25 protein-coding genes are annotated in these 23,416 nt (G+C 33.9%); 7 read left to right on the top strand and 18 right to left on the bottom strand.

Annotated elements, in window-relative coordinates; translation table 11 throughout:
* The coding region (locus tag NH26_RS16315) for a hypothetical protein (protein WP_158021953.1) at positions 1–967 on the top strand (967 nt) is incomplete at its 5' end.
* A gap of 85 nt (positions 968–1,052) precedes the next feature.
* Here NH26_RS16315 and NH26_RS16310 read toward each other — a convergent pair.
* Positions 1,053–2,168, bottom strand: coding sequence for a Na/Pi symporter (locus tag NH26_RS16310; protein WP_052431825.1), 1,116 nt, complete (start codon positions 2,166–2,168; stop codon positions 1,053–1,055).
* Positions 2,169–2,344: 176 nt separating this feature from the next.
* Between NH26_RS16310 and NH26_RS16305 the strand changes: the two genes are divergently transcribed.
* A complete protein-coding gene (locus tag NH26_RS16305) occupies positions 2,345–3,043 on the top strand; it encodes an SAM-dependent methyltransferase (protein WP_317040990.1) in 699 nt (232 codons plus the stop codon).
* 1,261 nt (positions 3,044–4,304) lie between these two features.
* Here NH26_RS16305 and NH26_RS16300 read toward each other — a convergent pair.
* The 12 genes from NH26_RS16300 to rplC all read right to left on the bottom strand — a co-directional run bounded on the left by NH26_RS16300 (position 4,305) and on the right by rplC (position 14,933).
* A complete protein-coding gene (locus NH26_RS16300) occupies positions 4,305–5,261 on the bottom strand; it encodes a M28 family peptidase (protein ID WP_044229509.1) in 957 nt (318 codons plus the stop codon).
* A gap of 18 nt (positions 5,262–5,279) precedes the next feature.
* A complete protein-coding gene (locus tag NH26_RS16295; RefSeq protein ID WP_044229506.1) occupies positions 5,280–6,377 on the bottom strand; it encodes a helix-hairpin-helix domain-containing protein in 1,098 nt (365 codons plus the stop codon).
* A 113-nt stretch (positions 6,378–6,490) separates the two neighbouring features.
* Positions 6,491–7,168: a glycoside hydrolase family 73 protein gene (locus NH26_RS16290; protein ID WP_052432311.1), complete on the bottom strand. Its 678-nt coding sequence runs from the start codon at positions 7,166–7,168 to the stop codon at positions 6,491–6,493.
* Positions 7,169–7,286: 118 nt separating this feature from the next.
* Complete coding sequence (locus NH26_RS16285; protein WP_044229503.1) at positions 7,287–8,831, bottom strand: glycine--tRNA ligase; 1,545 nt, start codon at positions 8,829–8,831, stop codon at positions 7,287–7,289.
* Positions 8,832–9,062: 231 nt separating this feature from the next.
* Entirely contained in the window at positions 9,063–10,466 is a 1,404-nt protein-coding gene (locus NH26_RS16280) for a sodium-dependent transporter (protein ID WP_071397195.1), read from the bottom strand.
* Between the two features lie 477 nt (positions 10,467–10,943).
* Entirely contained in the window at positions 10,944–11,723 is a 780-nt protein-coding gene (gene rpsC / locus NH26_RS16275; RefSeq protein WP_044229496.1) for a 30S ribosomal protein S3, read from the bottom strand.
* Positions 11,724–11,736: 13 nt separating this feature from the next.
* Entirely contained in the window at positions 11,737–12,135 is a 399-nt protein-coding gene (rplV, locus tag NH26_RS16270) for a 50S ribosomal protein L22 (protein WP_044229493.1), read from the bottom strand.
* Entirely contained in the window at positions 12,135–12,413 is a 279-nt protein-coding gene (gene rpsS, locus NH26_RS16265; RefSeq protein WP_044229488.1) for a 30S ribosomal protein S19, read from the bottom strand. Before rpsS ends, rplV begins: the two co-directional genes overlap by 1 nt.
* Before the next feature lie 8 nt (positions 12,414–12,421).
* Complete coding sequence (rplB, locus tag NH26_RS16260; RefSeq protein WP_044229485.1) at positions 12,422–13,246, bottom strand: 50S ribosomal protein L2; 825 nt, start codon at positions 13,244–13,246, stop codon at positions 12,422–12,424.
* A gap of 142 nt (positions 13,247–13,388) precedes the next feature.
* A complete protein-coding gene (rplW, locus tag NH26_RS16255; RefSeq protein WP_044229482.1) occupies positions 13,389–13,676 on the bottom strand; it encodes a 50S ribosomal protein L23 in 288 nt (95 codons plus the stop codon).
* Positions 13,677–13,687: 11 nt separating this feature from the next.
* On the bottom strand, positions 13,688–14,305 hold the full coding sequence (gene rplD / locus NH26_RS16250) for a 50S ribosomal protein L4 (RefSeq protein WP_044229479.1): 618 nt from the start codon (positions 14,303–14,305) through the stop codon (positions 13,688–13,690).
* A gap of 7 nt (positions 14,306–14,312) precedes the next feature.
* Complete coding sequence (gene rplC, locus NH26_RS16245; protein ID WP_044229476.1) at positions 14,313–14,933, bottom strand: 50S ribosomal protein L3; 621 nt, start codon at positions 14,931–14,933, stop codon at positions 14,313–14,315.
* Positions 14,934–15,313: 380 nt separating this feature from the next.
* Here rplC and NH26_RS16240 point away from each other — a divergent pair, with 380 nt between their 5' ends.
* Together NH26_RS16240 and NH26_RS16235 are read left to right on the top strand one after the other, a co-directional pair.
* Positions 15,314–16,438 (top strand): TRAP transporter substrate-binding protein, encoded by a 1,125-nt coding sequence (locus NH26_RS16240; protein ID WP_044229473.1) that lies wholly within the window; start codon positions 15,314–15,316, stop codon positions 16,436–16,438.
* Between the two features lie 52 nt (positions 16,439–16,490).
* Positions 16,491–16,985: a hypothetical protein gene (locus tag NH26_RS16235; RefSeq protein ID WP_044229470.1), complete on the top strand. Its 495-nt coding sequence runs from the start codon at positions 16,491–16,493 to the stop codon at positions 16,983–16,985.
* 91 nt (positions 16,986–17,076) lie between these two features.
* On the opposite strand, the gene NH26_RS25485 is transcribed toward NH26_RS16235, so the two are convergent.
* The 3 genes from NH26_RS25485 to rpiB all read right to left on the bottom strand — a co-directional run bounded on the left by NH26_RS25485 (position 17,077) and on the right by rpiB (position 18,295).
* The gene (locus NH26_RS25485; protein WP_158021952.1) at positions 17,077–17,229 is read right to left on the bottom strand and encodes a hypothetical protein; all 153 of its coding nucleotides are present in this window, start codon (positions 17,227–17,229) and stop codon (positions 17,077–17,079) included.
* A 163-nt stretch (positions 17,230–17,392) separates the two neighbouring features.
* Positions 17,393–17,842, bottom strand: a complete 450-nt coding sequence (locus NH26_RS16225; protein ID WP_044229466.1) for a DUF4293 domain-containing protein — start codon at positions 17,840–17,842, stop codon at positions 17,393–17,395.
* Positions 17,843–17,863: 21 nt separating this feature from the next.
* A complete protein-coding gene (gene rpiB / locus NH26_RS16220; RefSeq protein ID WP_174549711.1) occupies positions 17,864–18,295 on the bottom strand; it encodes a ribose 5-phosphate isomerase B in 432 nt (143 codons plus the stop codon).
* A 105-nt stretch (positions 18,296–18,400) separates the two neighbouring features.
* Here rpiB and NH26_RS16215 point away from each other — a divergent pair, with 105 nt between their 5' ends.
* Together NH26_RS16215 and NH26_RS16210 are read left to right on the top strand one after the other, a co-directional pair.
* Positions 18,401–19,507 (top strand): glycosyltransferase family 4 protein, encoded by a 1,107-nt coding sequence (locus NH26_RS16215; protein ID WP_044229460.1) that lies wholly within the window; start codon positions 18,401–18,403, stop codon positions 19,505–19,507.
* A gap of 36 nt (positions 19,508–19,543) precedes the next feature.
* Complete coding sequence (locus NH26_RS16210) at positions 19,544–20,209, top strand: hypothetical protein (RefSeq protein ID WP_044229457.1); 666 nt, start codon at positions 19,544–19,546, stop codon at positions 20,207–20,209.
* 188 nt (positions 20,210–20,397) lie between these two features.
* On the opposite strand, the gene NH26_RS16205 is transcribed toward NH26_RS16210, so the two are convergent.
* Both NH26_RS16205 and NH26_RS16200 read right to left on the bottom strand, forming a co-directional pair.
* The gene (locus NH26_RS16205) at positions 20,398–21,111 is read right to left on the bottom strand and encodes an ABC transporter ATP-binding protein (RefSeq protein WP_044229454.1); all 714 of its coding nucleotides are present in this window, start codon (positions 21,109–21,111) and stop codon (positions 20,398–20,400) included.
* 10 nt (positions 21,112–21,121) lie between these two features.
* The gene (locus NH26_RS16200; RefSeq protein WP_044229452.1) at positions 21,122–22,591 is read right to left on the bottom strand and encodes a DUF5687 family protein; all 1,470 of its coding nucleotides are present in this window, start codon (positions 22,589–22,591) and stop codon (positions 21,122–21,124) included.
* Positions 22,592–22,726: 135 nt separating this feature from the next.
* Here NH26_RS16200 and NH26_RS16195 point away from each other — a divergent pair, with 135 nt between their 5' ends.
* The gene (locus NH26_RS16195) at positions 22,727–23,266 is read left to right on the top strand and encodes a YfiT family bacillithiol transferase (RefSeq protein ID WP_044229447.1); all 540 of its coding nucleotides are present in this window, start codon (positions 22,727–22,729) and stop codon (positions 23,264–23,266) included.
* The last annotated feature ends 150 nt before the right edge of the window (positions 23,267–23,416 follow it).

The following is a 23,416-nucleotide window of genomic DNA, read 5'->3' as shown; positions in this document are numbered from 1 at the left end:
TAAAAAAGGCTCAGGTAACAAGAAAAAGGCAAAAGCAACCCCTCAATCATCAAATAATTCTACTTACAAAATAGAAGGAAAAAGAAATTACCATACAGAATCCTCAGGAAAACATAACAAAAAAGTTAATAAGGAGCACAAACAGGATAGACAAGCCAAAGAAAAGAAGCAAAAACAATATCAAAGAAATATGGAGGCTCCCATTGAACCTAGTCAGAGAAACAATGGAAAGAGCACAAGTAACAACCACCTTGAGGTACAAAAAACTAGAAAAGGTGTAAGAAATGCCGAAAAAGTAGAACCGGAAATTAAATTTTCTAATGATGCTAGAAAACAAGTTTCTAAGGATATGAAGAAATTCGAACCTTATGTAAATGTTGATCCTACTAATAAGTATAAAGCGGTAAACAAACATAAAAATAACCCTCTAGAAATCCGTGTACCCAAAGATAAAGACAAATACATTCAGAAAGATTTTTCTGAAAGTAAGGGATATTACATTGAAGTAGAGAAACAAAAAGGACGAAAGGTAACAAGAGATGCCGCAAAACATAAAGGTGTTTACGTAACAGTTGAGAAAAAACCAGGTAGACAGGTCGGTAGAGATGCTGCTACTTACAAAGGTGGATATGTAGTTGTTGAAAAAAACAAAGGTAGAAAGGTTAGTAGAGAAGCTGCAAACTATAAAGGTTATGTAGTGATTGATCGTTCTAGAAACCGTAAAATTGCTCGTCAGGCAGCCAACTTTGAACCCAATTATGTAAAGGTCAAACAAAAATTAGCTCTTACAAGAATGACTTACGGAAAAGGGCATGGTAAGAACGCTGGAAAACAGGTTCAAAAACAACGCTTTGCTCCTCATTTTAAAACAATACATAATTCAACTATAAAAGGAAAATCAAACTCCATGAAAAAGAAACCTTTAAAGTATACATATGATAAAGGTGAAGTTGAAATATGGAATTAACAAAAAGGCCTTCAGTTAAAACTGAAGGCCTTTTTTATGTATTTTAATTCGTTATTCTTTACTGTATCAACCATTAAAATATGATTTAAACACTTAACCATACTAATATAAAAGGAAGAACAAAAAACAGAGTAAACAAATATAAAAAACCAAAAATTCTATCTTTTGCCGCTAGAAAGCCTAACTTCTTCGCATACCATATAGGAAAAGCTCTCACGCCTGGAATAATCAAAAACAATAAAACTCCTAATATATTAAATAATACGTGGGTTAATGCTATTTCAATTCCAAACTCTGTACCTGTAGCCATAGATGCAAATAGAGCCGTAATTGTTGTTCCAACATTCGCTCCCATAATAAACATATACCCTCTTTCTAAGGATAACTTTTTTGAAGCGATAAGTGGTACAATCAAAGATGATGTTATTGAACTAGACTGAACAATAGCAGTCATCGCAGTACCTGACAAAAGGCTTGCCCCATCATTTTTAAAAATTAAAGTATTAGTCGAGATATTATTATTCTGCATTAATACTTGTTTTGTAACCCCTCCTATCAATTTTAATGATCCGATAATTAAGACGATTGCACTTAAGAAAATGAACCATGGGTATTCGCTAAAGTTGGAAAATATATATTTAACCAATCTGTCTAAACCAAAATCATAACCTTCAAAAACAGTTACATTAATCCCAGGCCCATTATCAAATAACATTCCTGATAGGTTTTGAGATAAATTAGACAAAAAGCCAGTAAACATTTCTAATGGAAGAAATATTAATGCTACACTAATATTAAAGAAATCATGTAATGCAGCACCGGATAACGCACGCATGAAGACCGATTTATCATCTATATAACTAAGTGCTACAATAGTACTTGTTACTGTAGTACCAATATTAGCTCCCATAACTATAAATACAGCATCGTCTAATGACATATGCCCAGAAGCTACAGCTCCAACTACAATTGTGGTCACTGCCGAACTACTTTGAAAAACTGCTGCTCCAAGAAGTCCTATAAAAAAGTATATAAAAGGGTTGTGAGGAATTTTAACCAAATCCTCAGCAAACTGTCCTCCCATAATCGTGAAAGAATACTTCATGGCTGCGAAAGCTAGAAACATTAGATAAAATGAAACTAGCATTGCTAAAGTTTTCTTTCCTACACTTTTAATATCTATATTTTTTAAATTGTTCAATGTTAACTTGTTCAGTCTCGTTTAGCATCAATTAACCCACCATAACAATCAAGGAGGCAAAAATAAGGAATTGTTTACTATCAATTATCTTCTTATATATTAATAAAAAGTGAATTATACTTATTTTGCATCAAAAGTGTTCCATTTTTCATTTCTTACATTAAAATATTTTAAAAGTGAAATTATTTCTAATTCCAAGTTTACTTGCTGCAGATAGCTATGACAGCCTTCCTCCAGAAACAAAAGAAGCGGTAAAAACTACCCAATACTATCTTGTTGAGGATTTACGAACAGCAAGACGCTTTATTGGTGGTTGGAAAATTGAAGGTATAACTGTCCAAGATTTAAACTTTCAAATCTTAGATAAAAAAACAAAACCTGAAAAGGTACAGGAACTTTTTAAAAATATACCAAAAGGTGAAAATGTAGGAGTGATCTCTGAAGCAGGTTGTCCTGGTATTGCCGATCCTGGTGCATTAGCCGTTCAGTATGCACATAAAAATAATATACAAGTAAAACCTCTTGTTGGTCCTTCATCTATTTTACTTGCTCTTATGGCGTCTGGTCTAAGTGGTCAAAAGTTTGCTTTCCATGGGTACTTGCCTATAAAAAAAGCTGAAAAGCAAAAGGCCCTAAAAAACTTGGAAAAAGATTCTGCAAACCTTTACCAAGCTCAAATTTTTATGGAGACCCCTTTTAGAAACTCTGCCATGCTAGAAGATCTTTGTTCTAACTTAAATGGAGATACCAAATTGTGTGTTGCGGCAAATATTAATGCAGAAGATGAATATATCATGACTATGACTATCAGGCAATGGAAAAAAGCGAAAGTAGATATTCATAAAAAGCCATGTATTTTTATTATTCAATCATAAAAATGCCCCTAACACTGTTGTTTATTTATCAAACAACTCTAATTTATTTTACGATATCATTAAAAATCACCCTTACACAAGAGGTGATTTTTTATTTTACAGCTATTTAGTTTACAAAATCAATAATCAACCTATAATATATCACCAAATAATTACTAAATACTCAACATTAAATACCATTTCTTATCAAAATTGTAAATATTTAGCTATTTCATTAAAATATTTGCATTAAAAAATTAGTTTTCTTTACTTTGTATCATACCAAAAGGGAAAAAGATATAAAGATATCAAACCCCTAAAGATGATATACTACTGTAAGGTGATGAAATGGCAGACATGCCCTCCTGTCTCGGGGGTGGAGGTTCGCGATAAACTTTAAGTAATGGGTTGACCACTGAAACGTGAGATGCATACACGATTTGCTTAATAGCCAAGTACTCCGTGAACGTTCGAATCCTTCCCTTACAGCTAAATCTTTATATACGATAAAGAGTTTTTATTGAAATACACTGTAAGGTGATGAAATGGCAGTCATGCCCTCCTGTCTCGGGGGTGGAGGTTCGCGATAAACTTTAAGTAATGGGCTGACCACTGAAACGTGAGATGCATACACGATTTGCTTAATAGCCAAGTACTCCGTGAACGTTCGAATCCTTCCCTTACAGCTAAATCTTTATATACGATAAAGAGTTTTTATTGAAATACACTGTAAGGTGATGAAATGGCAGTCATGCCCTCCTGTCTCGGGGGTGGAGGTTCGCGATAAACTTTAAGTAATGGGCTGACCACTGAAACGTGAGATGCATACACGATTTGCTTAATAGCCAAGTACTCCGTGAACGTTCGAATCCTTCCCTTACAGCTAAATCTTTATATACGATAAAGAGTTTTTATTGAAATACACTGTAAGGTGATGAAATGGCAGTCATGCCCTCCTGTCTCGGGGGTGGAGGTTCGCGATAAACTTTAAGTAATGGGCTGACCACTGAAACGTGAGATGCATACACGATTTGCTTAATAGCCAAGTACTCCGTGAACGTTCGAATCCTTCCCTTACAGCTAAATCTTTATATACGATAAAGAGTTTTTATTGAAATACACTGTAAGGTGATGAAATGGCAGTCATGCCCTCCTGTCTCGGGGGTGGAGGTTCGCGATCAACTTTAAGTAATGGGTTGACCACTGAAACGTGAGATGCATACACGATTTGCTTAATAGCCAAGTACTCCGTGAAGGTTCGAATCCTTCCCTTACAGCAACACTATTTTAAAAGCTTTCGATGGTAACGTTGAAAGCTTTTTTTATTATCCACTAGATCAATAAAGTTTAAAATACTTTGTGCCGCCTCTACAAAAAAACCAATATTGATTTTATCAAAGGTATCAGTTGTTCTATGATAATGCTCGTGCTCTTCTACACCAAAATAAATAAATGGGATGTTTAGTTTATGAAATTCGCTATGATCTGATGATTCTACCCAATTATTTTCTTTATCCCTTGCCTTATCATGTCCAAAGTCCATATTGATCATTTTACCTTGTGCAGCTTCTACTACAAACTTTTTATATTCATGATAATAGTGAGTACCAGAAACTCCTAAATTATATTCGTCAGATATAGATATCATATCCATATTTACAAAAAGAAAAATACTTTCGTGAGGAATCACATTTGACTCAACAAAATACTGAGACCCGGCACATTGTAACTCTTCAGCATCAAAGGAAATAAAGACTATAGGTATCTGAGGTTTTTCATCAATAAATGATTTAGCTATTTCGAACATAGCCGACACGCCAGAGGCATTGTCATCTGCTCCAAAATAAGTATTCCCTTCGTATACACCTAAATGATCATAATGTGCTCCTACAATTATACATCCTTCACGAGGGTCTTCCCATAGTTCCCCTTTTACATAACCTATAATATTACTTCCTTTCGCATGTAGGTTATAAAGTTTATTATAGAAATTAAAATCTTGTTGGATACCTGGTCCTCCTGGAATAACTTCCAAACCAATTTGTCTAAATTTATTGGAAACAAATTGTCTCGCTCTTCTACCACCTTCTGTATCTGTTTTTCTTCCTTGATAATAGTCAGAAGATAGAATTCTTGTATTGGTTAATAATGCAACAGCATCAATTTTTCGATCCTGTCCCCAAACACTTACAGATAGAAGCAATAGTATAAAAACTATATTGTTATAAGATAATAGCATCAAAAAAAATAAAAATCATTAATAAGTAAGATAGGGTGATATTTTCACCAAATCTTCTGGATGTAAAGGCTTAATCTTGTATAAATCATTGATATCATGATAATCACCATGTTGTTTCCTATAATTAATAATCCACCTAGCTTGTTTGTAAGATAAGTAAGGATGAGTAGCTAATTGTTCGTAGGAACATGTATTTATATTAAGTAGAATCACCTCTGTTTTCTTAATGTAGCAAAAATCATCCAAAATTTTCACTTTTAAAGAGTCAATTCCGAAAACTTCTGTTAATTGTTGATGAGTATAAAAACTACCTCCTAGTCTGTTTCTGTACTTTATTAATTGATTAGCTGTAAATTCTCCAATCCCATTAAGAGTTATCAACTCAGCTTTTGTGACTTTATTTAAATTAAACTTTTGTATAATTTTTTCCTTCTCTAAAATTTCTTTTTGATCTGGTAATTCTATAAAATCTTTCCATTCCAAAAATGATGAAGAATCTACTCCATATAATTTCAACACATCAGATTTGATAAGGTATTGCCCTCCTTTTTCTCTATACGAAATCATACTTTTCGCTACTTTTGATGAAAACCCCATTGATAATAAAGTATCTAATTGAACAGTATTGGGGTTAAATAAATGAGGAGTAAACGAATGTTTTAAGTTGGAAGGTGTAATCTTATTTCTCGTAAATGTTCTGTTGTAAGTAGGTTGTTTTATTTTCTTAGACTTTACTTTCTTTATTATTACATAAGGAGCTATTCTTTCATATTCTGATGATGTTAAAGTATATATTTTTTTTAAATCTTCAACCTCATAAAACCTCCCTCCCTTAAGTCTATACTTTACAATTGAATAAGCTGTTTTAGGATGAACACCCCTATTTACCCAATCTTTCAACATCAATTCATTAGGATCAAAATTTGATTTAATCCATTGCTTTTCTTTTTGATCTTCATTAAAAGATAATTCCGTAACGGGTTCATCAAAAAAATAATGATATACGGGATCACAAAAGAGAAATAATAATATTAAAGGAATCAATAGAGCAAAACTCTCCAAAGATCGGTAATTGATACCAATCCAATCTTCAATAGATTGTAATTTAAATTTCATAGTCGTTTTCGTTAAGCAGTAGCAGTTGTTAATTATAGCAAGAAAATATCAATTGATAAAGCAAATAAAAAAAGACATAAACACCAAAATTGATAGTTATGTCTTTCTTTTACTTATCGTTTATCGTACTCGTATAATCGATACTTTTCTATAATGTCAATCAGTTTAGAAGGATACTTAGGGTCAGTGGCATAACCTGCTTTTTTTAACCCTTTTGCCCATCCTTTATAATCCGTAATTTTTAATTTGAATAATGGTGCATACCAAGATCGAGTTCTTAAAAAATTACCATGATCTTCATAACTATCTAATACTGAATTATACACTCTAAAACATTCATTTGGACGATCATCATCATATTTATATGTATTCCCTGACCAACTACCTCCACATTTAATTCCAAAATGATTATTGGTAGCTCTAGCCAATTTACTATTACCTGAACCCGACTCCAATAAGCCTTGCGCTAAGGTAATACTAGCAGGGACTTTTTTATGATGCATCGATTCAATAGCATACTTTTTATAATAATCTATATATTCTTGGGGAGATAAATTTTTACCTGGGGGAATCTTATGTTCAACTCCTTTTTTAGATTTTTTGGTATCCTCTTTTTGAGGTTCAGTTTTAGAAGTTTGATTATTAGAAGATGAGCCACCATGTTTGGCAGTCAACTCTCGTTTCCTTTTTTCACTTCTTTGCTGATAAGTATACTGACTTGACCATTGACAAGAAGTCAAAATAAATAAACTGAGTAATATATATAACGGGTGAATACGGTTTGTCTTCATCAAGCAAAAATATGATCCAATAAAAAAAGCTCAAATCAAAAGATTGATTTGAGCCTTAAATATACAAATTGTCTTTTAGTATCCATTAGAATTAACGATACTTAAACGACTCTTTTAATTACACTAACTGCTTTAATAAACTTGTCAACGAACAATGTTTATCTAAATAAGCTTTCAATTCAGCAATTGGTAACCTGAATTGTTCCGTTGTATCACGCTCACGTACTGTTACAGTATTATCCTCCAAAGTTTGGTGATCTACAGTAATACAGTATGGCGTACCAATTAAATCTTGGCGAGTATAACGCTTACCTATTGCATCTTTTTCCTCATAAGAAACATTATGATCGAACTTAATTTCGTTCATCACTTCTCTTGCCTTTTCAGGAAGACCATCTTTCTTAGTTAATGGGAAAACTGCAGCTTTAATCGGAGCTAAACCTGGGTGGAATTTCAAATAAGTTCTTGTCTTACCTTCTACTTCCTCTTCAGTATAAGCACCTGTTAAAATAGATAAGAACATACGGTCCAAACCTACAGAAGTTTCTACTACGTAAGGGACAACATTTTTACCTAATTCATGATCAAAATATTGTAATTTCTTAGATGATAACTCTTGATGCGCTGATAAATCAAAATCAGTTCTTGAGTGAATACCTTCTAATTCTTTTTGACCAAATGGGAATTTGAACTCAATATCTACTGCTGCGTTAGCGTAGTGAGCTGTTTTCAAGTGATCGTGGAATACATAATTGTCAGTGTCTCCAACAGCTGTATGGAATTTCATACGTTGCTCTTTCCAGTATTCGTACCACTTCATCTCCGTTCCAGGCTGAATGAAGAATTGCATTTCCATTTGCTCAAATTCACGCATACGGAAGATAAACTGACGAGCTACAATCTCATTACGGAATGCCTTACCAATTTGTGCAATACCGAAAGGAGGACGCTGTCTTGAAGTGTTCATCACATTCAAGAAGTTCACAAAGATACCTTGTGCCGTTTCTGGACGTAAGTATACTTTATTTGAGTCTCCTGCAACTGCTCCTAACTCAGTAGAGAACATCAAGTTAAACTGACGTACATCTGTCCAATTACAAGTACCAGAAATAGGACAAACGATATTGTTTTCTTCAATAATCGTTTTCAACCCTTCCATATCTTCTTCTTCCAAAGCTAATTTAAATTTAGCTTCGATTTCGTCGATTTTCTTCTGGTTTCTTAAAACATTTGGATTTGTAGCTAAGAATTGCACCTTATCAAAATCATCACCAAATCTTTTTTGAGCTTTAGTTACTTCTTTCTCGATTTTGCCTTGGTATTTGGCCATCAAATCTTCGATAAGTACATCTGCTCTATATCTTTTCTTTGAGTCTTTATTATCAACTAAAGGATCATTAAAAGCATCTACGTGACCTGAAGCTTTCCATACTTTTGAATCCATAAATATTGATGCATCAAGGCCTACAATGTTTTCGTGCATTTGCACCATAGAAGCCCACCAATATTTTTTGATGTTATTTCTTAATTCAACACCATTTGATCCATAATCATATACTGCTTGAAGTCCTCCATAAATTTCCGATGAAGGGAAAACAAAGCCATATTCCTTTGCATGGGAAACGACTTTTTGGAACATATTTTCTTTATCTTGTTTTGCCATTATCAATGATCTTTTCAAAAATTCAGCCGTAAAATTATAAAATCATGACGACTTAAACATTAATTTTTTCGAAATGAATGAAAATCATAAAAAAAGGAGATCATTTTTTTTATAAATGACCTCCTTTTTAAAATTTATTCAATTTAAATGATCGTATTTTTCCAATAGTAAGGTTATCAGAAATAACATTCGGCAACTTAGTTTATTATTACCGAAGTAATCATTTTACCTTTAGATATATTGTAAAAGGTCAATCCCTAAGAATTTATCTGAAATTGTCACGATAGTAATTGCCCCCAAAATAATAGGTACAAGATACTTAAGTGCAAACACAGTGTATTTTCCTAAAAATGAATTACCAAACTCAGGATTACCTTGTTCTAACTCTTTCTTAAAATTATCACCTCTCCATACCCATCCTGTATATATGGAAATTAATAATCCACCTAAAGGAAGGAAGGTATCTGACGCTAAATTTTCAATAAAATCCATGAAATTTACTGTCTTACCAGAGCTGTAAGTCAGAAATTCATTAAAGAATTCTACAGTACCATTTCCTAACATTGAAGGAACACCCAACAAGAAAATTGCACCTCCTACTAACCATACTGCTCGAGATCTTCTTACTTCATGTTCGTCTACAACATAAGCTACAGGTACTTCTAATAATGACACTGTTGACGTTAATGCTGCAAATGATAATAATATAAAGAATGCTGCACCAATCACTCTACCCAATACTGGTCCGAGAGATTCAAAGGCACTTGGTAATACTGTAAAAATTAGACCTGCTCCACCACTTGTTCCCTGTAAACCTTGAGAATAAATAAAGGCAAACATCATCAAACCTGCTATAAATGCAATACCAACATCCGTTAATAATATCATGGCTGTTGAATGTGCAATATTATCTTTCTTACCAACGTAAGAACCGTAAGTAATTAATGCACCCATACCCAATGACAAAGAGAAGAACGCTTGACCCATAGCAGAAAAAGCTACTTCAAAAGTAATCTCACTAAAATCTGGTACTAAATAAAAAGCAACGCCTTCCATTGCTCCGTCTTGTGTTAAAGCATAGCCCATCAAAGCTAAAATCAAGAACAAAAGAGATGGCATTAATATCTTTGATGCCTTTTCAATACCTCCAGAAACACCTTTCATCACTATATAAATAGTCAGAAACATGAAAATAGAAGAAAATGCCAAGTTGATATGCCAATCGCTAATAAATTGAGTAAAATTCTGACCTATGCCAAAATTTCCACTAATCATTTCGATAGCAAAGCCAAAAGCCCAACCTGCTACTACATTGTAAAAAGATAAAATTAAGGCTCCAGAGAGTACCCCCATTTTACCTACAATAGACCATTTTTTATGACCATTAGACTCGAATGCACCAACAGCATTTTTATTTGTTTTTCTACCAATAGCTATTTCAGCCATCATTACAGGAAAACATAAAAGGAAACAGAAGGCTAAATACATGGCTACAAAAGCACCACCACCGCCATCAGCTACCTCAAATGGGAATTTCCAAATATTCCCAAGTCCAACAGCAGAACCAGCTGCCGCTAAAACAAAACCTATTTTATTAGAAAAGCCTCCACGGCTACTTTGCGATACCCCCGCCATAAATTAATAGTATAATTGAATCTATTAGAAATAATTACAATGAGTTACAATTCATTTATCTATATCCTCGTCTATCAGATAAATGAAGTTGCAATTAAGTACATCAAAAAATTAGCTACAAATTTCGATTGAAAGTTATGTTAAATATTATCACTTATTATGTTGATTTAACTTAAAACAGAATAATAAGTAAGTATTGTAATTTATATCCAAATATAATTTGATACTCAGTCAAAAATCAATAACAAACAAAATAATATTTGTATATTATATAAACTGATTAGAGAAAGCCAATTTATTATATGCTTGAGAGACTTTAAAACAATGAATAATGCTTTAAAAAATGTTCATTGTAAAATAATACAGATTGAAAGTTATAAAACCTCTACCAAAAACCCAACCTATCCTAAAAAAAAGACCCTAGCAATTAAAAAATTGCTAGGGTCCACCTGAATACAGTTAGGTTAACTAACGAGATTATGACTGTTTGCCACCACCTCTGTTACCACCGCTTTTTCTGCCTCCACGGCCGCCTCTACGACGATCGTTTCCGCCACGCTTTCTATCGTTACCACCTCTACGGTTGTCACGACGTCCAGTCTCAGCAGAAGGAGAAAGATCACGCTTACCTAATACTTCACCTTTGAATACCCATACTTTGATACCAATGATACCATATACAGTAAGAGCTTCAGACAAAGCGTAGTCGATATCTGCACGAAGTGTGTGCAAAGGAATACGACCCTCTTTGTAAAGTTCAGTACGAGCCATTTCAGCACCACCCAAACGACCTGAAAGCTTTACTTTGATACCTTGAGCACCGTGACGAACAGCATTAGCAATTGCTTGCTTCATCGCACGACGATAAGATACACGGCTTTTAAGTTGTTGAGCAATTGACTCACCGATTAATTTCGCATCAGTCTCAGGACGTTTAACTTCAGAGATGTTGATTTGAACATCTTTACCAGTTAAACGCTTCAACTCTTCTTTAATTTTATCTACCTCAGTACCCGCTTTACCGATTACAACACCAGGACGAGCAGTGTGGATAGTTAAAGTAACGCGCTTGATAGTACGCTCTATAACTATTCTTGAAATACCTGCACGTGGGTTCGGAAGACGAACTGCGATATACTTTCTGATCTTCTTATCCTCTACTAACTTGTCAGAGAAATCTTTTCCACCATACCAGCTAGACTCCCATCCTCTGATATAGCCTAAACGAAGACCAATTGGATTAATTTTTTGTCCCATGGGAAAACCTTTTTTAGTTATCTGACTCGTTTGATTCTGTATCCTCAGCGACTACGTCGATAAGGGTTGTATTACGAGCGTCTACTACCAATGTTACATGGTTTGAACGCTTGCGGATTCTATGTGCTCTACCTTGTGGAGCTGGACGGAAACGCTTTAATTGGCGTCCACCAGTTACAAAGATAGTTTTCACATATAGATCTGCATCTTCTACAGACTCGTCAGGGTTTTTTGCTTCCCAGTTTGCCACTGCTGAAAGAATTAACTTTTCTACTAGTGGAGCACCTGCCTTTTGAGCATAACGGAGAGTGTTCAGTGCATCGATAACTTGAGCACCTCTTACTGCATCCGCTACAAGCATCATCTTGCGTGGAGCGATAGGGCAATTGTTAAGTTTTGCTACTGCTTCCATTATTTTCTGCCTTTATCTTTTTTATTGATGTGACCCTTGTATGTACGTGTTGGAGCGAATTCACCTAGTTTATGACCTACCATGTTTTCAGTTACATAAACAGGAATGAATTTGTTACCATTGTGTACAGCAAATGTATGACCGATGAAGTCTGGAGAGATCATAGATCTACGTGACCAAGTCTTGATAACAGACTTTTTCCCAGACTCATTAGCTGTGTCGATTTTCTTTACTAAACGAAAATCAATATAAGGTCCTTTCTTTAGCGATCTTGCCATAGCTTAAATTACTTTTTCCTTCTTGAAACGATTAGTTTACTAGAGTACTTTTTAGTGTTACGCGTTTTTTGACCTTTAGCGTAAACACCAGTACGTGAGCGAGGGTGTCCTCCTGAAGATTTACCTTCACCACCACCCATAGGGTGATCCACTGGGTTCATTGCAACACCACGAACACGTGGTCTACGACCTAACCAACGCTTTCTACCAGCTTTACCTAAACGAACGTTCATGTGATCGCCGTTAGATACAGTACCAATAGATGCATAGCACTCAACAAGTACTAATCTTGTCTCGCCTGAAGGTAATTTAATTGTAGCGTATCTACCAGTACGACCTAACAATTGAGCATAAGCTCCAGCAGAACGTACCATAGCGGCACCTTTACCTGGTTTTAACTCAACGTTATGAATGATAGAACCTACAGGGATCTCAGACAATGGAAGTGTATTACCTACTTCTGGAGCTACACCTGGTCCAGACAAGATAGTCTGTCCAACTTGTAGTCCTTCTGGAGCTACGATATACGCTTTAGCACCATCTACATAGTAGATTAAGGCAATACGAGCAGTACGGTTTGGATCGTACTCGATAGATTTCACGATACCAGGGATACCATGCTTGTTACGTTTGAAGTCGATAACACGAAGACGACGCTTGTGTCCACCACCTCTATTACGAACAGTCATTTTACCTGAGTTGTTACGACCACCTGAACGGTGCTTACCAACAGTCAGAGATTTCTCTGGTGTACTTTTCGTGATTTCCTCGAAAGTAGGAGCGACTCTGAATCGCTGTCCCGGAGTTGTGGGCTTTAACTTTTTAACAGCCATTTTTCAAACTTTCGTATTTGCTCTTACGGGTTTCAGATAGGTTTTCCTGATCCCCATACACAGCAAATTGGTTAAACTTAATATACTTTTGTTCGGAACAATAATGTCCGAAGTATACTTTCTTATTTTAAGATTTCAGATCTTATAGACCTTCGTAGATGTCGATAATCTCACCCTCAGCTACTTTTACCATCGCCTTTTTGAAAGAAGATGTGTGACCGTTAATAACAGCCGCTTTTGTGTAACGAGTTTTTGATTTACCTGGTAGAATTGCAGTACGAACTGCTTCTACATTAACACCATACTTAGCTTCTACAGCTTGTTTGATCTGAACCTTGTTAGCGCCTTTAGCCACAACGAAAGTGTATACACCACCTTCGTGAGCAAGTGCAGCCTTTTCTGTCAAGATAGGTTTTACTAATACTTGCATTTTTTTAAGGCTTAAAGGTTAGAAAATTTTTCAATTGCATCTTGAGCGATGATCAACTTGTCCGCATGCAATACTTCGTAAGTGTTCAATGAATCGATCACTACTACGTTTGCTTTTGGCAAGTTTCTAGCTGACTTGTAAACATTATCGTTTTGCTCACCCAATACTAGAAGTGTCTTCACGTCTGAGAATTGCAAGTTTGATAATACTTCTTTGTAAGCTTTAGTTTGTGGAGCCTCAAAAGATAGAGTTTCCAAAACTGTTACATTGCTCTCTTTTGCCTTGTAAGCCAACGCCGAACGACGAGCCAATTGCTTAAGTTTTCTGTTAAGCGTTTGACGGTAGTTTCTCGGACGTGGTCCAAAGATACGTCCACCACCTCTGAAAACAGGTGATTTGATAGAGCCCGAACGAGCTGTACCTGTACCTTTTTGTTTTTTAAGCTTACGAGTAGATCCTACGATCTCCGCACGCTCTTTAGCTTTATGCGTACCTTGACGTTGTGCCGCCAAATACGCTTTTACGTCAAGATAGATAGCATGGTCATTTGGCTCAATGCCAAATACAGCTTCTGGTAAATTAGCTTTACCAGTCTCAACGCCTTTTGAGTTCAATACTGCGATTTCCATCTACTGATTACTTTTCAAGGATTACGTAAGAATTTTTAGCACCTGGAATTGCACCTGAAAGTAGGATTAAACCATCTTCTGGGTACATTTTCATAACGCGTAAGTTCATCACTTTAACACGCTTACCACCAGTACGTCCAGCCATACGAAGACCTTTGAATACACGTGATGGAGTCGCACATGCACCGATCGCACCTGGAGCTCTTAAACGGTTATGTTGACCGTGAGTAGCTTGACCTACACCACCGAAGTTGTGTCTCTTAACTACACCTTGGAAACCTTTACCTTTAGAAGTACCTACAACGTCAACGAATTCTCCTTCACCGAAGATTTCGTCCATTTTCAATACATCTCCTTGAGCTCTTTCCATAACTGGGTTACGGAATTCTACCACTTTACGTTTTGGTGTGGTACCAGCTTTTGAGAAGTGACCTTTCATGGCAGCGGACGTACGCTTCTCCTTTTTCTCGTCGAAGCCAACTTGAATAGCTGTATAGCCATCAGTTTCTACCGTCTTAACCTGAGTCACAACGTTAGGACCAGTTTGAATCAACGTACAAGCGATGTTCTTGCCGTTTTCATCATAAATACTAGTCATACCGACTTTTTTTGCAATAAGTCCTGGCATTGTTCTTTACTTTATAAATTAATTAAATTAACGCCTGAATATCAGCTCATCCATACCTAACTCTGTGAAGAAAAACACGCCTTGAACTCCCCGTCTGGTCCTTCAATTTGTTGCCTTTCTTAGAGCCGTAACGATACAGTACAGCTTCCAAACGGCTTGCAAAGGTAAGCATATATTTTTACTTCCCAAATTTTTATTTATACACACCTATAAAACAGCAATATAGGAGAACTTTATTAACAAATCAGTCTCCTATTTATGGACTTTACATCAAAATGTTGTTTTTTGTATCTCATTCATTATGAGTTCTTAATATTTTTTCTCCTAACATTGATACTTTTTTGTAATTATCACATTTTCAACAATTCATTTTTTCAACTATGAAAGCCAATAGAAGACAGTTTATCAAAAAACTTACTAAAGTAGGTGGAGCAAGCGCCGCGATCGCTAGTATTCCTATCTTATCATCTTGTGACGACAAGAATGAAAAGACAGTTATCAAAAGTATTAAGAAAGACAAAATCTTTAATTGGAAATGTGTAACGGTATGGCCTCCTAACTTTCCTATTTTAGGAGAAGGGGTAAATAATCTAGCTGATGAACTAAGAGAATTATCGAATGGAAGATTAAATATAAAAGTATTTGGTGGTGGTGAACTTGTTCCTGCACTTGAATCTTTTGATGCAGTACAATTAGGAGCGGCACAAATGATGCATGGTGCTGCCTATTATTGGGCTGGAAAAATTCCTGCTTCGGTATTCTTTACTGCAACTCCATTTGGAATGACTACTCGACAACAAAATGCTTGGCTTTTATATGGAGGTGGTAAAGAACTTTGGAAAGAACTCTATAATAAAATAGGACTTGAGCCATTTCCTTGCGGAAATACAGGGGTACAAATGGGTGGATGGTTCAATAAAAAGATCGATACTGCTGAGGATTTACAAGGAATAAAAATGAGAATCCCTGGTCTAGGTGGAAAAGTATTCACAAAAGCAGGTGGCACCTCTGTTACTGTAGCTGGAGGAGAAATTTACACCAACCTTGAAAGAGGCGTTCTTGATGCAACAGAATGGATTGGTCCTTATCATGATTACTTGATGGGATTCCATAAAATTGCAAAATACTATTATTACCCAGGGTGGCATGAACCTTCTGCTACACTTGAACTAGTTTGTAATAAAAAAGCTTTTGATAGTCTTCCTGAAGATTTACAAGAACTGATTAAGGTCGTTTCTTTAAAATACAATGGCAGTATGATGTCTGAATTTGAAAAGTGCAACACAGAGTATTTATCGAAAATTCGAGAAGAAGGTAATAACGAAATTTTACCTTTCCCTAAAGAAGTAATGGATACCTTAAAGAGTAATGCTGATATTGTGATGAAAGACCTAATTGATACAGATCCTTTTGCTAAAAAAGTTTATGAAAGCTTTACTCAGTTTAAAGAGAATATTAAACAATGGTCAACAATTTCAACTGATGCGATACAAGAGTATTTATAAATCAATAATTATCTTAACTTTGCGACACTTAAATTATTGATATTCATAATACATGAGCTCAAAATTATTAAACAACGTAAAGTCAGCTTGTCAAGCAGCTGGTAAGTCATTTATTTATTCTTCTCCAGAAGAAAATGATGACAGTCAAGTACAATTCCAGTTTATCAGCACTAAAGGTGGTGAGGAAAAATTAATGGATGCATTTCTTTATACTTTAGAAATGGAATACGTGATGAAACTACATGAAGAAGCTGTTCAACATGTAATCAACGAAAATCCAAAATTTGCTGATGCTGACTTCGATACTATGGATGGTCCACATATGGATGCTGTAGATGAAGCAATCGTTACTTTATCAAAAGATGATACATATGATGTAGGGGAATTTGTTGAAGAACGTCCAGAAGATGAAGAGGGTAACGGAACTCCTATAGATATCTGCCTTCACGTTGCTGAAGTAACTGATGAGGTAGTAGAGAAATTCGTTAAAGAATACAACGATGGTTCTTTAAAGATCGACGAAACAGTTAGATCTTTTGATATATAGACTTTCTTAATCTCAAGAAACAAAAAGAGGTGTCCAAATAATGGTCACCTCTTTTTGTTTATCTCAAACTAATATTTATTGATATTTCTAACTAATCCTGATGTGGCTCAGCCGGTAATGTATTTCCATACACAGGATCTGAGTCAGATGGTAATACTGTATTTTCTGGTTCATATGTTGTTTCTGAATCACCACATGAAATCATAACGATGGCTAAAGCCAAAATTGAAAGTAACTTTTTCATAATTTTTAAATTTAAGTGTTTTACTATTTTGTACCTTACAAAGGTAGATATCAAACAACTTTTAAAAATTGATCTATGATAAGAAACTCTATTACAGGAAAAATAAAAAGGTAAAGCAATAATGAAATCACTTTACCTTTCTATTTAGAATTAGCTCTATTTCTTAATCTCTTAAACGACCACTAATAGAATCTTTTACTTTCTTTTCATCCTTTTGGATAAATTTAATCGCTAAACGATTTAGTACAATAGAGAAGACTGGTAAAAAGAAACCAACATTTGGTTCGCCTTGAGCTCCAGATAATTCTACTCCTTGATAATATCCATAGTACATCATCAATCCTAAAGTAATAAAGATTAATAATGTATTGATTAAATTTAATTTAACTTGTCTCATTCTATCTTTAAAAGATAATAAAGAGTACAATGCCAAAAGAGAAGAAATAGTAGCAACAATAGCAATTACCATTGTGTTTACAATTTCGCCATCACCATAGGTTAATTTTGTTGCTGTTAAAGTTGCTGTTTCATTTTCCCAAATAGGAAAAAAGTTCACCGCAAACATTCCTATTACGATCAAAAATAAAAAGATCGATTGAATTCTTTGAATCATGTTTCTTGTTTGATTGATAGTTTAAGATAATGGAATTTTATCCACTCTATTCTGATGACGACCACCTTCAAATTTAGTAGAAATAAAAGTATCTACGATTTCGATAGCTCTAACTAATGAAATAAAACGTGCAGGCATTGATAATACATTCGCATTATTATGCTGACGTGTCAATTGTGCCAAAATTGGCTCCCAACAAAGTCCTGCTCGAACACCTTTGTGTTTGTTTGCCACCATAGATACTCCAATACCACTACCACAAATTGTGATACCAAATTCGACTTCTCCATTTTCAACAGCTTCTGCCAAAGGGTGAACATAATCAGGATAATCACAAGAATCTGTAGAGAAAGGACCAAAGTCTTTTACTTCATGACCATTTGATTCTAAATGCTCGATAATAGCTTTCTTGTATTCGTAACCCGCGTGGTCACCACCAATTGCCAATTTCATAATTGTATCTTATTAAATTTTAAAGCATAATCTTAATTTGAGAATAATTTCTCATAAAAAATTAACGACCTTGCAAAGATATTAATTGTTTCATTACTTCACGATATGTTTATTGTAATAGAGCCTTATCGTTTTTTACCACCTGTAAATGGAGGTCATAAAGCCAACTATCATGTTTGCGAACAGCTTTCTAAGAAAACTGCCCTTACCTGCATTACTACTACAAACAATCCTGAGGTAAAAATACCTTTCCAAATCGAAAAAGTTTTCGGCGACAAAATTACAAAATATATAAATCCTTTCGTAGGATGGAAAATATATAAATCAGTAAAAAGGCTAAAAACTACACAAATTTTACTTAATCAGCCCTTCATGTGCTTATTAATACTACCAATTTGTCGTTTACTTAAGGTTCCGTTTTTAATTTTCTCACATAATATAGAATACACTCGGTTTAAAAGTATGGGAAAAGCTTGGTGGCCTTTAATGAAAATGTTAGAAGTTTTTGCCTACAAATCAGCCGATAAAGTATTATTTATATCTGAAGAAGACAGACAGTTTGCTATCAAAAAAATGAACCTAAAGGGAGACAAATGTCTAAATATGCCTTATGGAACATCGCTAAAAAAATATCCTGATGATTGTACAGAAAGTAGATATAAAGTGTACCAATCCCATCAATTAACTGATGATACTTTAAGTCTGTTTTATTTTGGACCTATGGACTACTCTCCTAATCAAAAAGGATTAGAAAATTTACTTTATGAAATATTACCCGAAGTCAGAAAATCAAATAAGAAAATTCATTTATTCCTGGCTGGTAAAAATATCCCTGATAAAGAATTACATTACATTCAGTCTCATAACGATATTACATGGCTAGGTTTTGTCGATGATTTGGACTTATACATTAAAGGAACAGACTTAATGCTAAATCCTATATGGATTGGTGGTGGAGTAAAAATCAAATTAATGGAATCATTATCATTGGGTGCTTCAGCTATATCATATCAGAGTGGTAGTTTCGGTATCAATATTAAAACTTTAGGTGACAAACTATGTGTGATCAAAGATGAAGATAGTCGTGCCTTTGCAAAAGAAATCATTGAATTTATCCCATCACAAAAGAAAAATACACCAAAAGCCTTTTATGATTACCATCATTGGGAAAAGATTACTGATAGAACGTTAACACAACTTTCATTGCAATAAATAACCTATTAATTTTGGGTTTACACAATTACAACTATGACATTAGCAGAAACCATTTCAGATCTTATAAATAAATCACCATTTCTTCAGGAAGGAATAGCCGAGGGTATTGTTAACTATAGTGCATTAGCTAGAAAATTGAATCCTGAAATAAATGTATTAATGAACAAAGAAATTCAAGAAGGTGCTATAGTGATGGCATTAAAAAGAATGGCTCACAAAGTAGAGGCTTCGGGAATGGAAGATGAGGCAAAAGAATATATTCGTCATATGGGTGATATTCTTGTTCGATCAGATCTTGTTGATTTTGCTTACAAAAACTCTCCAACATTAATAAGCTGTCAAAAGAATTTATTGGAATTGGTTCAAAATATTACTGGTGATTTATTTCATGCTTCATCAAAAGGTATGCATGAAACAAATATCATTACATCTAAATCTTTCGCTCCAAAAGTGATCGAATTATTTGAAGGTGAAGAAAAACTCACGGAAATTCAAGATCTAGCTGCCGTTACTATGCGTATGCCAATGTCTTATGACAAGGATGCTCCCGGTGTATTTTATTTTATTCTTAAAACATTAGCTTGGAATAAAATTAATGTAGTAGAATTTATTTCCACAAAACATGAATTCTCCATAGTGATAGAAAAAAGTGAGATCAATAAAACCTTTAACCTATTACACAATATGAAAAATGGATAATCATCATGTTGAAAACATTTTGATTACCCATTCATTTCTATTTTTCTATATGACTTATCAACAAATAATTTAACTACTTCAAAGCTTCTGTGAATAATAATCAGATTTCGTCTTTTTACTCCACCTAATGTTAATAACTTTTCTATATATCAAAGATAAGCTCCTTCAACTAGTTAAGTTATCCACAGTTATATTGTTTCTTCGGAGATTTTAGCTCCAAAATAAGCTTCTAACTCTTCTAATGTAGACTCTGTATTGTCAACATCTTTTACGATTTGTCCATCTTCTAACATCACAATTCTTGAACTGATACCTGTGACATGTTGTAAATCGTGGCTAGATACAATAGCTGTTACACCATCTTCAGCTAATTTTTGAATTTTTAATCTAAGCCATTGTTGAGAAGTGGGGTCAAGGTTAGCAAAAGGCTCATCTAAAATTATTATTTCAGGGTTTCCTATCAACGCTCCTAAAATACCCGTCTTATTTTTATTTCCTTTTGATAAATCTTTGATCATTTTCTTTCCTGTTAGAAAATCATCACCGTAAAAACTTTTAGTTTGTTCTAAAAATTCATCTAAATCTCCTTTATCCCATTGATGTAATTTGCTAACAAATTCAAGATATTCAAATGAGGTCATAAAGGGGACTAAAAAGGAATCATCTAAAAAAGATCCTGTGAATTTTTTCCATTCTTCAGATTTAGAAACAGGAGTTTCTTTTATATTGATACTACCTTCAGTAGCTTGGATTAGATCTAATAATAAACTTAGAAAAGTAGTTTTTCCTGCTCCATTATTACCTACTAAACCTATCACTTCATTTTTATTAATAGTCAATCCTTCAATAGAAAGAGCAGTTTTATTTCCGTACTTTTTGATGAGTTTTTCTGTATGTATCATAAGTATATATTTATTGATTAAAGCCTTCAGACATGATATATTTTCTTGAGTTAAATTGACTAATTATCGGTTTTAATAAGAATGGATGTAAAATCAATCCTAAAATACCTAATGCACTCACTATGATCAACCCTGTATAGTGGCCATTTGCATAGTATCCAATAGCATAACAAATTAATGGGATAATTAATAAAGGGAGATTTGAAATAAAATGAGATGCTTGAGTTCCTTGATAGTTAAAGGCTGTACCCTTTTCTAATTCTATTGCTTTCTTATTAAATGTTCCAATCCAAAAAATAAGCTTTAAATTAATACCAATGTTAAAGAGATAACCTATAAATATCATTAAGGCGAAATTGGTATCAATGAAGGCAAAAGCACTGCAACCAATTATCATAGAAATTGTTGTTAATCCTAAGTAAAAATTATGTTTTGCTTTAATGTAATCTTCAATAGTAAAAGGCTGCGTTCGAATAAAATTGAAAAATTTACCTTCCCAAGCATACATAAACTGCCCAAACATTGCAGGTACTACTCCTGTTGTAAACCAACAAAAGAAAAATAACATTACTGCTGACTGATGCTCTTGTGATCCTACAACTATACCAGGATAGAACAAGAATAGTAAAACTAAGAAGGTCAGATTTTTCAATCTCTTATTCCTAAAAATTAATTTTGATTCGTAAATCATAAAATTCTTCATTACTGAATCACCTTTTATCAAGAATCCTAAATCAAAAGAAGACACTTTCTCTTTATGAATTTCTTGATCAGTTAATAATAACTTTCTTGATAATTGTAGAGTCAAGAAGTATATCAGAATAAACAAACTTATTGGAAGAATGATCAGCCATGAATTAATTATCAAAAAATTAAAATACTCTTGGAAATAATCAGATAAAGGGAGATAACCCATGATATCTATAACTCCAACCCCAATAATCGAAAACGTGATTATCAACCATGGAATCAATCTTTTTCCTACTGTTTTTCCAATATTATATGATAAAAAATTATTGATTAGAATATGACAAGTAATAGCACATAGCCAAATTAAAGAAGTAGTCCAATCAAAATCAGATATTACAGAAATGAAAAAAAAAGGTAATAATAAACAATAAGGAAGAATATTAAACGCACTAAAAAGTGATTTAACTTGAAGAAAATGTAGAATACTACTTCTTTTTATAGGAAGATATAAATAAGGCTTTACATCAAATGTTCCTTGAGTTTGTAGTAGAGATCTCAATAATAAATCAAAAACAAAATAAAAAAAGAGTCCCTTACTTAAGGTAAAGGTAGCCAATTGTGTTTCATCAATTTTTAATAAAATAGTATTGAGAAATAAACCTAAACTAATTGCAATACCGATAAAGTAAATTACCATTAGTACTACAAAGAATTTAATCATGATACTTTGGGTATCAAAAACAGTCCTACCTTTTCCTTTAAGGTACTGTCGCGTTAGTTTTAAGATCATATTAAGAGAGATTTGTTTTAGTTGACTTGTTAATTTTTGAGTCTATCCTTGTATAAATTATCCAACTGTTTTATACATATAAATACAAAAACGTTAGTTTTACAAGAAAGTTACACTTATTAACAACAAACAAAAATGACTATAAACATCAAATCACAATTTCCTATTGGTAAATGCCCTACAGAATTTAATATCACAGCTCATAATATTGGAAAATGGATATCTATTATTAGCTCATTTCCTGAAGACATTAAAAGATTAATTAAAAATAAATCAATTGATGAAATAAATTATAAGTACAGAGAAAATGGATGGAAAGTAAAACAAGTTATTCACCACTGTGCAGATAGTCATATGAATAGTTTCATTAGGTTTAAATTAGCATTAACTGAAGAGAACCCTACAATTAGACCTTACTTTGAAGATCGATGGGGTACTTTAATTGATGCCCATGATAATGATCTTACTTCATCTATTGCTTTATTAGAAGGATTACATAAGAAATGGGTATTACTTCTCAATAGTCTGAATGATAAAGAACTTATTCGAACTTTTATTCACCCTGAAAACCAACAAAAGATTACTCTTGCTGAAAATATAGGTATTTATGCTTGGCATTGTGAACACCATTTGGCACATATAAGAATTGGATTGGCTTCTGGAGGACAGTTCTGAGGTATAAGTAATAACTAATAGGTAATAAGGACCACACGAGCTAGAAGCTAGAAGCTAGAAGCTAGAAGCTAGAAGCTAGAAGCTAGAAGCTAGAAGCTAGAAGCTAGAAGCTAGAATTTAACTCCCTCACTTTAGTGATAAAAGAATAGA

The organism is Flammeovirga pacifica (assembly GCF_000807855.2).
GTDB classification, from domain to species: Bacteria; Bacteroidota; Bacteroidia; order Cytophagales; family Flammeovirgaceae; genus Flammeovirga; species Flammeovirga pacifica.
The sequence above is the reverse complement of the archived record's forward strand: the minus strand, read 5'-3'. Positions and strand labels throughout refer to the sequence as shown.